Source organism: Pseudomonas sp. BF-R-19 (assembly GCF_019956445.1).
GTDB classification, from domain to species: domain Bacteria; phylum Pseudomonadota; class Gammaproteobacteria; order Pseudomonadales; family Pseudomonadaceae; genus Aquipseudomonas; species Aquipseudomonas fluorescens_BH.
In genome coordinates, this window is the sequence record NZ_JAHBDN010000039.1 from 60,609 (window position 1) to 74,055 (window position 13,447).

A 13,447-nucleotide genomic window follows, 5' to 3' on the forward strand; every position below is an offset into this window, starting at 1 on the left:
GACGAAAGCGGTGTGTCAGGCAACTTCAATCTTGAATGTTATGCCGCCTTCGCGAGCAAGCCCGCTCCCACATTTGTACAGTGTTCCTTCATTAAGAAATCAGCGGACCGCACTCACGCCATCCAGCGTCGAAAACGACGTGTCCTTGGCCGTCAGCAAGAAGTCGCGCATGTACGGCGCATCGAGCATGTCGGCGCGGATCGCCGCATACAGTGTGGCGAACAAGCCTTTCTCACCCAGCCGCTTGGCTTTCACATAGCCTCGCGAACTGTACTCATGCAGTGCCCAATGGGGCATGCCGCATACGCCGCGACCGCTGGCCACCAGTTGCATCATCATCACCGTCAGTTCCGAGGTGCGGACCTGGGCCGGTTCGATGTCGGCGGGTTCGAGGAAGCGGGTGAAGATGTCCAGTCGGTCCCTTTCCACCGGGTAGGTGATCAGGGTTTCCGGGAGCAAGTCTTCGGGGACGATATAGGCCTTGCTGGCCAGGCGGTGCTGGTTGGCCACTGCGAGCATCGCTTCATAAGTGAACAGCGGTACATAGGTGATTCCGGCCAGGTCCACCGGATCGGAGGTCACCACCAGGTCCAGGTCGCCACGGGCCAGGGCCGGTAGCGGGGCGAAGGAGAACCCCGAGGCCAGGTCCAGTTCGACTTCCGGCCAGGCGTCGCGGAACTGGTCGATGGTCGGCATCAGCCACTGGAAGCAACTGTGGCATTCGATGGCCATGTGCAGACGACCGGCGGTACCACCGGCCAGGCGACTGATGTCACGTTCGGCGGCGCGCAGCAGCGGCAGGGTGGCGTCGGCCAGTTGCAGCAGGCGCAAACCGGCGCTGGTGAAGCGCACCGGTTTGGTCTTGCGCACGAACAGCGGCATGCCCATGCGCTCCTCCAGTTCCTTGAACTGATGGGAAAGGGCCGATTGGGTCAGGTGCAGGCGATCGGCCGCATCCACCAGGCTGTCGGCTTCGCGCAAGGCGTGCAGGGTCTTGAGGTGACGGATTTCAAGCACCGGGGGCTCCATGAGGAAAACTTGTCGATAAATCGAAAAGGTTGAGTTTGTCTCATGTTGGTGCCGCTGTCGACCACCAGCACGGCGGAGCACATTGCGTGCCCCGCCGTTGCTGCTTTACAGCGTGGAAAAGTGTTTGTTGCCCAGCGGTTTGCCAATGTCACCGCGCCAGATCGCCTCGACCGTACCGCCACTGGCGGCCACGTCCTTCTGCCATTGCAGGCCGAGGTTGCGTTGTTCCGGCCGTTTCAGATGGCCTTTGACGAAGTCGCTGAATTGCGGCTTGGCCGAGGTGTAGTGGAAGTGTGCGTACCACAGGGTTTGCGCCGGTTCGCTGCGCAGGTCGCGCACCTCGTACTCCTGGAGGAAATCCCGTCGTCCGTCCGGGCGTTTGCCCAGGTCGCGCAAACCGCCTTCCTTGCGGATGTCCACCACTTGCTGTTCAAGCAGATAGTCCAGATAACCTTCGGTCGGGGTTTTGCTGTCCATGCTTTGATCGATGCGCAGGGTTCGCCCCGTGCGCAACATCTCATCCGCCCGATTGCGCAATTGCATCGCCACGGTCTCGGCGGGGGACAACCGTTCGATGGCCTGGGCGCGCGTGATCAACTCCGTGGCCTCGCTGCTCATCATGTGCTCGAGGTCGACGGGCAGCATGTTTTGCTGCGCATAGCCTTTGACCTTGTTGGCATAGGCGTCCGCGGCCCCCAGCCTTTTTCCGGCCTCTGTCAGCAGCGGCCTGACATCGGTCGGCAATACCGGTTGCGTGGAGACGGCTGGTTCACTGAGGTGATATTTACCGGTGGAGCGGGGCAGCCAGGTTTCCGTACGACCATTGACCCCCTCGATGATGAAGCGCTTTTGCCGGGTGACCGCGTCGGTGCTGGCGATGCCGATCAACAACTGGTTGTCTTCGGTCTCGAACAGTTGCTGCCCGGGCCGTCCTTCCTTGGGAACCACCGAAGGGTGGGTCTTGATGGCATTGCGCGCGAAGTCCTCGACCCTGTCCAGATTGTCCAGAAATGCGGTGACTTGCTCCAGGTCCAGGTGCTGCGAATAGCCGATGGTCCAGGCGCCCAGCTGGCGACGGAACTCGGCATAGATCGCCAGGCAGTCTTCGAGGACTTTGTTGCGCTGACTGACGGTGGCGCTCACCTGGGGCAGGTGATGTTGTGTCAGTAACGCGCGGCCGACCTTGTTGCGGGCTGTTTTCAACTGCACGTGGAAGTACGCCCAGGACAGGTCGGTTACCGCGTCATAGTGGGTGATGATTTCCAGGGTATGTGCCGTTTTCAGGTAGAAGTGATTAGCGTCGCTGAACTTTTCATTCGCGGACTTCATGTCCTGCGCCATCTTCGACTTTTGCATCCGGTTGGTGATCCGGCGGTTCCATTGATTGGCTTGCTCGACCGCCGTATGGAGCTGATCGAAGTCTTTGAGAAAGTCTTTGCGGACCTCCTTGCGTTGCGCCATGAGCTGCAAATGTGCAGCGGTATCGGTGACCGGTGTGGTGTCTGAACGGGCGATCAACTGATCGATACGGTCGAGGTGCTCCAGCAACCGTTCCTTGACCAGGCTGATCCGCTGCAACGAACGGTCGACGATGATCCAGGCGCAGCGGCTTTGAATGTCTTCGATCTGCACGCGTTTGCGGCCATGGCTGTACAGCATCAGCTCATCGAGATTCAGGTATTGGGCCTGGGCAAGGTCGATATCGTTCGCGCAGGTAATATCGGCACGGGCGCGAAGGGCCGGGCGCTGCTGGGGTTCGAGACCGAAGTAGTGCTCCAGCGTGACGTTGCTGCTACGGGTCTGGGTATCGAGCCGTCGCGAGTAGGCGTCGGCGGTATGAGTCAGGGTCAACTGCCGACGCAAGGCCCGATCCGTCCACCAGCGTGGCAGCCAGCGGCGAATGGCGACGGGCCAGAGAGGGTCCAATCCATCGGCCATGTGCCCAAGCACCGCGCCACCTCCCACGCCGCCGCCTTCGATCACGGTGCCGTACACCGCGTAGTGGGTGTTCCAGTGGCCTGACTCATCGAGGGCGACCGGCTGTTTGTAGGTCCGGCTGCTGGTGCCGCTCAAGCGCCAGCGAGGTGGTGTGCCTTCCAGCTCGATGCGATAGATTCGCCCCTGGCTGACCATGAAATGGCCGTCAGCGTGACGATACACCTGGCGATAGAGGCCCTCGGTGCCCGGTTGCAGGCCTGCGAGGGAGATCATCGGTTCGTATTCATAGCCCTTGAAACGTTCCAGGGTTCGTTGTGCCTGGCGCTGAGTCGAACTGCGCAGGGCGCCGACGCTTTTGCTGACGGCGCGCATCTGGCGCTGGCGGGTGATGGCAAGCGCTGCCGAAGGTGCTGCGCTGGTGCCGGGCAGCACATCCATGGCCGCGTCGATCAATGACAACAGCACCGCTTCGACCTCGGCCAGTCCGTGGCCAACATCACCGCGCAGGAAGGCCGCCACCGCCAGGTTGGCGCTGTTCCAGGCGTCGTACAGGGCGATGGCCGTACCGACGAAAGGCAGCATGCCCATGGCCATTTTCAGGTAGTTGAACATCGCGCCTGACTTCAGGGCGACTTGCTCCAGGTACAAGGCGTTGTTGGAGCGCGATGTCGCTCGATGAGCCTCCAGCAAACGGCCCATGTGCACGTTCAACAGATGCGCCGCAAAGGATGTGCTGGATGGCCAAGGCGTGCCGACGCCGATCAGGCCGTCGTAGTTTCTCACTCGCGCCTCGTTGATTCGGCTGACGTGACGGGCAAACTCTCCGGTCAAGGCCCGTCCGGCGAGATAGGTGACCATGGAGCTGCGCAGGCAATCGTTGAACAGTCGCATCCGCGCCTGCTCAAGGCTGTCGAACTGGCGCAGCAACATGCCGTCCGGGCTGTCCGGCACGTAGAGCAGGGTCAGACCACTGATCCGCTCGACAATGAAGGTGACGCCGGACAGGGTGCTCGACCCCTGGCCAGGAGTGTCCTTGCCGCCCACCGTCAGGTGCGCCGGCAGCAGTTCGATGCGTTTGCCATTGGCGCTGAAAGCTTCACGGCTGCTGGCATCGATGGCGATGTCCAGGACTTGTTGGCCATCGGCATTGATGTCTTTGGCGAGCACGGCGAACTCGCCTTGCAGGCGCAGCATCAGGCGCCAGGGTTCGCTCAGGCATTCGTGGCGGTATTCATTGCTGAAGGCCGGCGCGGTCGAGGTGCCGAGGAAGGTTTCACGAATCAGCGTTTCATATTGTCCGGCCAGGTCCAGTTCGGTGACCATCTTGCGCAGCCAGGCATGGGTGATGCCGGCTTTCAGCTTCTGCTGATCTGTCGGGTCGCCGCCGCTGATCTCGACTTGCATGAACGACAGTCGCCACGACATCGCCTGATCAATGTTGCTTTGCGTCAGGTCGCCGAGGGATAGCTTGCTGCGCTGCTCGCTGGCGACCAGCACATTTTCCTGGGGTGTCCCCGGTGCCGCACCCTCGGTGACGACCTTGCGCCAGCCGGTGGAGTCAGGCACGTCCAGTAGCACGTCGACGTTGCGGGTCAGGCCGAACGCCTTGTGCAGGTGGGCATCAATGGCCTTTTTACTGAAGGCGTCGCGGGGCGGTAACTCGCGCTCCAGCCATTCATGGGAGCGCTTCATGGCTGTGATGTATGAGCTGAACAGCGTCTTGATCCGCTCACGTTGCTCGGCGGGCAGGGTGCTGTGCCACGCCGGCAAGCGTGCGGCCAGTGCACTGCTGTGAACTTGCTCGACAAGGTGCTGGTGCGCCAGCTCCCGGGCTGCGGGGACAGGAACCGTCAGGCAGGCGAGGGTCTGCTCGCGCAGCTTTTCCAGTTCTATCTCGCGCTGACTGACGCGAGACGGATCACGGTTGTCGGTAAGCACCCGTGCCACTTGTTGTACGCAGCCATGAAGCTGGATCTGCAAGGCGTATTCGAACGGGTTTGCACTCAGCGGCAGGATATGCAGCGATTGAGTGCTATCGTTGGCCGAAAGTTTGAACAGTGTCTGTTCCAGTGTCTGTCTAGAGGCGAACCGTTGCAGGCCCCCGAAACGTCCGGGCCAGTAGAGCAACAGGCTTTCGGTCGAGGACGGCAGCAAAGCCGACGGCCGGCAAAACAGCAGTACTCCGTCCAGCTCTTGGGTTTGTGCGCCGCTGGTGTCGCCTTCGGTGTCTGTCTTCGACAACACCAGGCGTGCGACCACCACCCCGGCAGGGCGTGGTTGCTCCGGTGCATCCAGCACACTGATCAGCCATTGATGTTCCTCGTGGCTGATCTGGTTCAGGCTCAATTGCAGCCCGGCTTCGGCGCGCAGGCCGTCCAGGCGCGCCCGGTAAAGGGCGGCGTAGTGCGGGCGGTTTTTGTGGCGCAGTTCCAGCATTTTTTGCGCACTGTCGCTGTGCAGCAGCGCGGTTGCGGCGGCGGTGCTGGCCTGCTCGGCCGTGGCGAGGGCGTCCATTTGCTGTTGAAGACGTTGCAGGCGCGGGTCAGTGTGGTCGCCCGGAAAGTGCTCGCCGAGCAAAGCATCCAGTGCCGTGCGCTGTTGCTGCAGTGCGTGGCGACGGATGCCCGGTGGAATATCGGGGCTTAACTGGCCGAACAGGGCACCGTCGTCATTGCTGTCCACGTCCGGCAGGTCGACGGGCAGGGCCAGGATCAGTCCGTTACGCGATCGCTCGTCAGGTGCGACAAGCAAATGCGACCACAGGGATTCGGCGCTGGTCTGCAGCACTCTCTGCTTGAGCACTGTGTACTCGACCCTGACTGCACCTGTCGGTAGCCGGGGTTGGTCGAACGTCTGCGGCTGATGTTCGATCAGCCAGCGTTCCATTTCTTCGCGACTTTGAAAGGTCCTCCAGGCGGTTGTCTGGTAAGGCAGGTACAGCAGTTGAGTGACCGGTTGCCGGGTATCCCGGGTGATGACCAGCGCGCCCGCCAGCTCCACCGATTGCGCAGTGACATCCTTGAGTCGCACTTGTTCGACGTAGAAGCGCGGGGTACCCATTGTTGCCGTCTGCGGGGGCAGGTCGATGATCGCCTGCAATGTGATGATCTGTTCGGCTTGCAGAATGCCCTGGGCAAACGCCCATTGGCTCGACGCCTCGAAATGCTGGCAGTACAAGCGGTTGGCCTGCGCCTTGCGTGACTGATCCGTACCGCGTGCCCGGGCAGCCCACCAATGATTGTCCAGAGGTGATTGCGGGCTCTGCGCCATGAGCGTCAGCCACTGCTCGCAGCAATCACTCCAGCGCGCCGAGGCGCTCAGGCTCAGACCTTGATCCAGGTTCGCGGGCAAAGGGAAGGTAAGGCCGAAATCGGCCGTTAGGGGGGTGGTTTCGTCAGCCATGACGATGAGTCTCCAGAAAGCCGGGCCGTGCCGGCGGTACGGGCATTAGGAGGCAGTCGTCAAACGGTCGGGTGGTACATAGTTATTGCGAGGCTGAATCTGACGCCTGATGACCGCTCGGCACTCTTCATCAAACTGTCATGGAACTGTGGCAGCGCGCTTGAACAAACTTCATCAGACTCGCGCTCTACTGGGGTTCTGCGTTTTGGTGTTTTTTCATGGGTGCTTCATTCTTTTCACGAATCGTATTGTTGGCCGCGCTGTTGTTCGGCCTGCCGTCCCTGGCGGCTTCGCGTTGTGACGTCAATGTTCCGACCGAACGGGTGGATCTGGCCCAGGTAAGCCTGGCGTACCAGAGCATCGGTCGTGCGTCGGATCCGGCATTGCTGCTGGTGATGGGCCTGGGCGGGCAATTGATTCACTGGCCGGACGAAGTAGTGGTCGCCCTGTGCCAGCAGGGATTCCGGGTGATCCGCTATGACAATCGCGATGTCGGCCTGTCGACCTGGCGGCAAGCACCGGCCGAAGCCAACCTGACCTTCGAAGTGTTGCGTTACAAACTCGGTTTGCCGGTGTCGTCGCCGTATTCGCTGACCGACATGGCCGACGATGGCCTGGGGCTGATGGACGCCTTGCACATCGATCAATTCCACGTGTTGGGCGCCAGCATGGGCGGAATGATCGCCCAGCACATGGCGGCCATGGCACCGCAACGGATCGAGAGCCTGACCCTGATCATGACCACCTCCGGCGCCGAAGGCTTGCCGGCGCCGAGTGCGGCGCTGGTGCAGTTGTTGGCCCGGCGCGGCGCACCGAACCGCGAAGTGGCCCTGGAGCAACAAGCCGACTTGTTGGCGGCGCTGGGCAGCCCGATGGTCACCGATGATCGCCAATCGCTGCTGCATCAGGCGGCACTGTCCTATGACCGGGCGTTCAATCCCGAGGGCGTGAAACGCCAGATCATGGCCATTCTCGCCGAACCGAGCCGGGTGACTCTGCTCAATCAGTTGCGGGTACCGGCGCTGGTGGTGCATGGCACGGCCGATCCGCTGCTGCCGGTGATGCACGGGGTGCATCTGGCGGCGCATCTGCGCGGCAGTCAGTTGGTCTTGATTCCGGGCCTGGCCCATCGCTTCCAGGAGGCGTTCAAGGCGCCGTTGCTGGGGGCGGTGTTGCCGTATTTGCGCGAGCACCGTGAAGACACTTCGCACTGGGCGCAGATCGAGCCTGTGGCCGATCGCAACCTCCTCTAACCCCCCGATCCAATGTGGGAGCGGGCTTGCTCGCGAAAGCGGTGTGTCAGTCAACTGAAATGCCAACTGATACTCCCTCTTCGCGAGCAAGCCCGCTCCCACAGGAGAATGCATCTAACCGTGAAAGCGTAGCCAGGCAGTCACCAAGGCAGTGGCCGCCATCAATCACACCACCACCGATCAGGTCCACGCATTAATGGCTCAGGCCGTACTTTTTCACTTTGTCGAACAGCGTGGTCTTGGCCATGCCCAGTTCCTGGCTGGCCTGGGTCAGGTTGCCGCCGCTGCGTTGCAAGGCGTCGCTGAGCAGGTTGCGCTCGAACGCTTCCACCGCTTCGGCAAAGGCCAGGCCCTGATTGCCGCCGCCGGCACCGGTTTTCTTGAACGCCGGCAGGCCCAGGGCAAAGCGCTCCGCAACGTTGCGCAGTTCACGCACGTTACCCGGCCAGTCGTGGCTCATCAGGTTCGAAACGGTCTGGTTGTCCAGCTCCGGCACCGTGCGGTCGAAGCGCAGGGATGACAGCTGCAAAAAGTGTTCGAACAGTTGCAGGATGTCCTCGCGGCGCTCACGCAGCGGCGGCAGTTCCAGGGTCACCACGTTGAGGCGGTAATACAGGTCGCTGCGGAACTCGCCGGCCTTGCTCGACTCGACGAGGTCGGATTTGGTCGCCGCGATCACCCGGCAATCCACCGCTACGCTCTGGTTCGAACCGAGGCGTTCGAGGGTGCGTTCCTGCAATACCCGCAGCAATTTGATCTGCAAGGGCAGGGGCATGCTTTCCACTTCGTCGAGGAACAGTGTGCCGCCGTCGGCGTGTTCGATCTTGCCGATCCGTCGTTTTCCCGCACCGGTAAAGGCGTTGGCTTCGTGGCCGAAAATTTCACTTTCGAACAGGTTCTCCGGCAGGCCGCCGCAGTTCAGGGCGACGAACTGCTTGGTGTGCCGCCGACTGAAGTCATGCAGGCAACGGGCAACCAGTTCTTTGCCGGTGCCGGTCTCGCCTTCGATCAGCACGTTGGCCGAGGTATCGGCAACGTTGGCGATCAGTTCCCGCAGGTTCTGCATGGCCGGCGAGCGGCCGATGATCCGCCCTTCGAGGGAGTCGCGCTCGGCCAGTTGCCGACGCAGCGACGACACCTCCCGGGCCAGGCTGCGTTGCTCCAGGGCGCGGCGGGCGACGTCCACCAGGCGTTCGGGGGAGAAGGGTTTCTCCATGAAGTCGTAGGCGCCTTTCTGCATCGCGCCGACGGCCATCGAAATGTCGCCATGGCCGGTAATCAACACCACCGGCAAGCTGCGATCACGCTCCTTGAGTCGTGTCAGCAATTCCAGGCCATCGATGCCCGGCAGGCGAATGTCGCTGACGACAATGCCGGCGAAGTTGTCGCCGACCCGCTCCAGGGCTTCTTCGGCGCTGCCCACGCCAATGCAGGGAATGTCTTCCAGGGTCAGCGCCTGTTGGCAGCCGAGCAGCACATGGGGGTCGTCTTCGACGATCAATACACTAAGGTCGTTGTTCATATTGGCTCGGCGGGAGTGGGGCTTACCAACGGTAAACTGAGGACGAATGCGGTACCACCGCTGGCCGGGTGCTCGACACCCAGGTGACCGCCGGTGGCGGCGGCGAGGCTGGCGGAAAGGGTCAGGCCCAGGCCCAGGCCCTGTTCGCCGGGTTTGGTGGTGAAGAACGGTTCGAACAGGTGCTTGCGCGCTTCGGCGTCGATGCCGTGGCCGTTGTCACGCACCCGCAGGCGGTATTTGCCATCGAACGCTTCGCCTTCGAGCCACAACTCGGGTTGCGGCTGCGCTTGCATGGCGTCGAGGGCGTTGCCGATCAGGTTGACCAGAATCTGCTCCAGGCGGGTCTGGTCGATCTGCACCTGCACATCGGTGAAATCGCGGTGCAGTTGCAGGTGAATGTTTTCCACCCGACCGCCGAGCAATTGCAGGGCCGCGTCCGCCGCTTTGCCGAGGCAGGCCTGGCCCTTGTCGTCCCCGCGCCGGGCGAACGAGCGCAGGCTGGCGGTGATCCGGCCCATGCGGTCAATCAGTTCGTTGATGGTCTTGAGGTTGGTGCTGGCCACGTCGAGCTGGCCGCGTTCGAGGAAGCGCACGGTATTGCCGGACAAGGTGCGCAGCGCCGCCAGCGGCTGGTTCAGTTCGTGGGCGATGCTGGTGGACATCTGGCCGATGGCCGCGAGTTTTCCGGCCTGTACCAATTCATCCTGGGCGCGGCGCAAGGTCTCTTCGGCCTGCCGGCGCTCGCGGATCTGGCCCTTGAGCCGTTCGTTGCTGGCGCGCAGGTCGGTGGTGCGTTCGGTAATCCGACGCTCCAGCTGATTGTTGGCTTCCTGCAAGGCTTCCCGGGCCGCGAGGCGAGTGGCGATCACCTTGCGCCGCTCGTTCCAGGCGATCAACAGGAACGCCAGGAGGGCAAACGCCACGGCCACCAGGATCCCCTGGTTGATCGCTTCGCGGCGCAAATCCTGGAGCGGCGTGAGCAGGGTGAAGTTCCACGGCGTATCGCCGAGCGGCCGGGTTTGCGCCAGGTAGCTGATGTTTTCGTCGTCGGACACCAGTTCGCTGTTGGCCGGGAACGTGAGTTTTTCCACTCCTTCGGACAGGGTTTCCCGGGCCAGCGGCTGCAATTCGTTGAGCGGGAACCAGTAGTACTGCAGGCTGCGAGCGAGTTTTTCCTTGGTTTCTTCGCTCAGCGGCACCACCGATTTCAAACGGCGCGCCGGATCGCTGGACAGAATGATGATGCCGTTCTCGTCGCTGACGAAGGCTTCCAGGCGCGCCCGTTGCCAGCGTTCTTCCATGGCTTCCAGGCGTACCTTGACCACGGCGACGCCGATGATCTTGCCGTGTTCTTCCAGGCCATGGGCCAGGTAGTAACCGGGTTCGCCGTTGGTGCTGCCGATGCCGTAGAAGCGTCCCGGCTGACCGCGCACGGCGTTCTGGAAATAGGCGCGGAAGGACAGGTCTTCACCCAGGTAACTGTCGACATCGCGCCAGTTGCTGGTGGCCATGACGCGGCCGGTGGTGTCCATCACGTAGATGGCCCGACTGCGGCTGCGCCGGTTCAGGCCTTCGAGGTAATCGTTGACCGTTTGCCGGTGTTCCGGGGTCGGGTCGGCCAGCAACTGCGGAACGCTGGTTTCGAGTTCCAGCAGGCTGGGCAGGTAGGTGTATTTGCTGATTTCGCTTTCGACGGCACGGGCGTGCAGTTCCAGCTGACGCTGGCCGTTTTCGCCAAGGCTGCGGATGCCGTAGTGCTCACTGATCCAGAAGCCGATATAGCCCAGGCCGATCATCATGGCGATGATCAGCGGCGGCAGGAACAAATGACGAACCAGACGGGGTTTCACGGCGAGTGATGGCATTGCTGCGCGATAAAGAGTGGGGTCGCATTTCATCACAGATGCCTTGGGTCAACCACAACACAAATCTCAAGATCATCACTGAACCAGTGTGGGAGCGGGCTTGCTCGCGAAAGCGGTGTGTCAGTCACATCTATGTTGGATGTGCCGCCGTCTTCGCGAGCAAGCCCGCTCCCACATTTGGGGAACGGTGTTTGCTTAGTGCTGCAGAATCTTGTTGAGGAAGTGCTGCGTACGTTCGGCTCGGGCGTTGATGTCGCCGAAGAACTCTTCTTTCTTGCAGTCTTCGATGATCTTGCCCTGGTCCATGAAAATCACCCGGTCCGCCACTTTACGGGCGAAGCCCATTTCGTGGGTCACGCACATCATGGTCATGCCTTCGTGGGCCAGTTGCACCATCACGTCGAGCACTTCGTTGACCATTTCCGGGTCCAGCGCCGAGGTCGGTTCGTCGAACAGCATGACGATCGGGTCCATCGCCAGTGCACGGGCGATCGCCACACGCTGTTGCTGACCACCGGACAGTTGGCCTGGATGCTTGTGGGCATGGGCCGAGAGACCGACGCGTTCGAGCAGTTGCAGGCCTTTCTTGGTGGCTTCTTCCTTGCTGCGGCCCAGCACCTTGATCTGTGCGATGGTCAGGTTTTCGGTGATGGTCAGGTGCGGGAACAGCTCGAAGTGCTGGAACACCATGCCCACGCGCGAACGCAGTTTCGGCAGGTTGGTCTTCGGGTCGGCGATGGAGGTGCCGTCGACCACGATGTCGCCTTTCTGGAACGGTTCCAGGGCGTTGACGCACTTGATCAGGGTCGACTTGCCGGAACCGGACGGCCCGCACACCACGATCACTTCGCCTTTTTTGACCTCGGTGCTGCAATCAGTCAGTACCTGGAAGTCCCCATACCACTTGTTGATGCTTTTGATAGAGATCATACGGCGAACCTTTTTTGCAGACGCTTGACCAGCTGCGAGGCGGCAAAGCTGATGATGAAGTACACGAGACCGGCGAAAACCAGGAACTCATTGGAGCGGCCAATGATGTCGCCACTGGCGCGCGAAGCATTGAGGAAGTCCACCAGGCCGACGGCGTAGACCAGCGAGGTGTCCTGAAACAGGATGATGCTCTGTTGCAGCAACAGCGGGGTCATCTTGCGGAACGCCTGCGGCAGGATGATCAGGCGCATCATCTGGCCGTAAGACATGCCCAGAGCCTGGGCAGCGCCCATCTGGCCCTTGGGAATCGACTGCACACCGGCACGGACGATTTCGCAGAAGTACGCCGCTTCGAACATCATGAAGGCCACGATGCACGAGGCGAATGCGCCGATCGGCGTGTCTTCGCCGGTGATCCAGCGCAGCACGAACGGCACCGCCAGGTAGAACCAGGTGATCACCAGCAGCAACGGGATCGAACGGAAATAGTTAACGTACGCGCCGGCGATGTTCGACAGCAGCTTGCTGTGGGACAGACGCATCAACGCCAGGAGGGTGCCGAGGATGATCCCGCCGACCACGCCCATGGCCATCAGCTTGAGGGTCATGATCATGCCGTTCCACAGGCCCGGCAGGGACGGGATGATGCCCGAGAAGTCGAATTCCATCATTTACCCCCTACAGAGATCAGGCCCGGTACGGCGACTTTCTTCTCGACCATGCGCATCAGCAACATCAGGCTCATGTTCAGGGTGAAGTAGATCAGCGTTGCCAGGGTAAAGGCTTCGAACAGGTTGGCGGAGAACTCGGCGGTCTGTTTGGTCTGCGCGAGCAATTCCATCAAGCCGATCAGCGAGGCCACGGAGGTGTTCTTGAAGACGTTCAAGAATTCCGAGGTGAGCGGCGGAATGATGATCCGGTAGGCCTGGGGCAGCAGCACGTTCCAGTAGATCTGCGGCAGCTTGAAACCCATGGCGCGGGCCGCGGATTCCTGGCCTTTTGGCAGGGCCTGGATACCGGTGCGCACCTGTTCGCAAACCCGGGCGGTGGTGAACAGGCCCAGGCACACGACGACGCTGAGGAAGGCCGAGGTGGTCGGGTTCAGATCCTGCTTGTACCACTCTTGCAGATCCGCCGGCAGCAGGTCGGGTACCAGGAAGTACCAGATGAACAGCTGAACCAGCAGCGGCACGTTACGGAAGAGTTCGACGTAGCAGGTGGCGATGCCCGATACGATGCGGTTCGGCACGGTACGCATGACGCCCAGGATCGAGCCCAGTGTCAGGGCGATGATCCAGGCCGCGATGGCGATACCGATGGTCCAGGCCAGACCGGACACGTACCAGTCGAAATAGGTCTCGCTGCCCACGCCGGTGGACTTGAAGAACACGCCCCAGTCCCAGTTGTAATTCATTAGGGTCTCCCCTCAGTTCAATCGATGTACAAGTGCCCGCTTGGGGGAAGCTCCGTTCCCGCCTGTCCTTGAGGGACAGGCACACGCTACCGGC

Annotated in this window: 8 protein-coding genes; 1 reads left to right on the forward strand and 7 read right to left on the reverse strand. The window is 61.6% G+C overall.

The window, feature by feature from the left end; genetic code table 11:
- Window positions 1–99: 99 nt before the first annotated feature.
- Both metR and KGB28_RS08505 read right to left on the reverse strand, forming a co-directional pair.
- Window positions 100–1,017, reverse strand: a complete 918-nt coding sequence (metR, locus tag KGB28_RS08500) for a transcriptional regulator MetR (protein ID WP_007985733.1) — start codon at window positions 1,015–1,017, stop codon at window positions 100–102.
- Between the two features lie 117 nt (window positions 1,018–1,134).
- Complete coding sequence (locus KGB28_RS08505; RefSeq protein ID WP_223444162.1) at window positions 1,135–6,369, reverse strand: dermonecrotic toxin domain-containing protein; 5,235 nt, start codon at window positions 6,367–6,369, stop codon at window positions 1,135–1,137.
- A 218-nt stretch (window positions 6,370–6,587) separates the two neighbouring features.
- Here KGB28_RS08505 and KGB28_RS08510 point away from each other — a divergent pair, with 218 nt between their 5' ends.
- Window positions 6,588–7,622: an alpha/beta fold hydrolase gene (locus KGB28_RS08510; RefSeq protein ID WP_223444164.1), complete on the forward strand. Its 1,035-nt coding sequence runs from the start codon at window positions 6,588–6,590 to the stop codon at window positions 7,620–7,622.
- A 193-nt stretch (window positions 7,623–7,815) separates the two neighbouring features.
- Here KGB28_RS08510 and KGB28_RS08515 read toward each other — a convergent pair whose 3' ends face one another.
- From KGB28_RS08515 to KGB28_RS08535, 5 genes are all read right to left on the reverse strand, one after another.
- Entirely contained in the window at window positions 7,816–9,144 is a 1,329-nt protein-coding gene (locus tag KGB28_RS08515) for a sigma-54-dependent transcriptional regulator (protein ID WP_150754251.1), read from the reverse strand.
- A complete protein-coding gene (locus KGB28_RS08520; RefSeq protein ID WP_223444166.1) occupies window positions 9,141–11,042 on the reverse strand; it encodes a sensor histidine kinase in 1,902 nt (633 codons plus the stop codon). Before KGB28_RS08520 ends, KGB28_RS08515 begins: the two co-directional genes overlap by 4 nt.
- A gap of 162 nt (window positions 11,043–11,204) precedes the next feature.
- Window positions 11,205–11,939, reverse strand: coding sequence for an amino acid ABC transporter ATP-binding protein (locus KGB28_RS08525; protein ID WP_057716227.1), 735 nt, complete (start codon window positions 11,937–11,939; stop codon window positions 11,205–11,207).
- Window positions 11,936–12,607, reverse strand: coding sequence for an amino acid ABC transporter permease (locus tag KGB28_RS08530; RefSeq protein ID WP_223444186.1), 672 nt, complete (start codon window positions 12,605–12,607; stop codon window positions 11,936–11,938). Before KGB28_RS08530 ends, KGB28_RS08525 begins: the two co-directional genes overlap by 4 nt.
- On the reverse strand, window positions 12,607–13,353 hold the full coding sequence (locus tag KGB28_RS08535; protein ID WP_056721091.1) for an amino acid ABC transporter permease: 747 nt from the start codon (window positions 13,351–13,353) through the stop codon (window positions 12,607–12,609). Before KGB28_RS08535 ends, KGB28_RS08530 begins: the two co-directional genes overlap by 1 nt.
- Window positions 13,354–13,447: the final 94 nt, after the last annotated feature.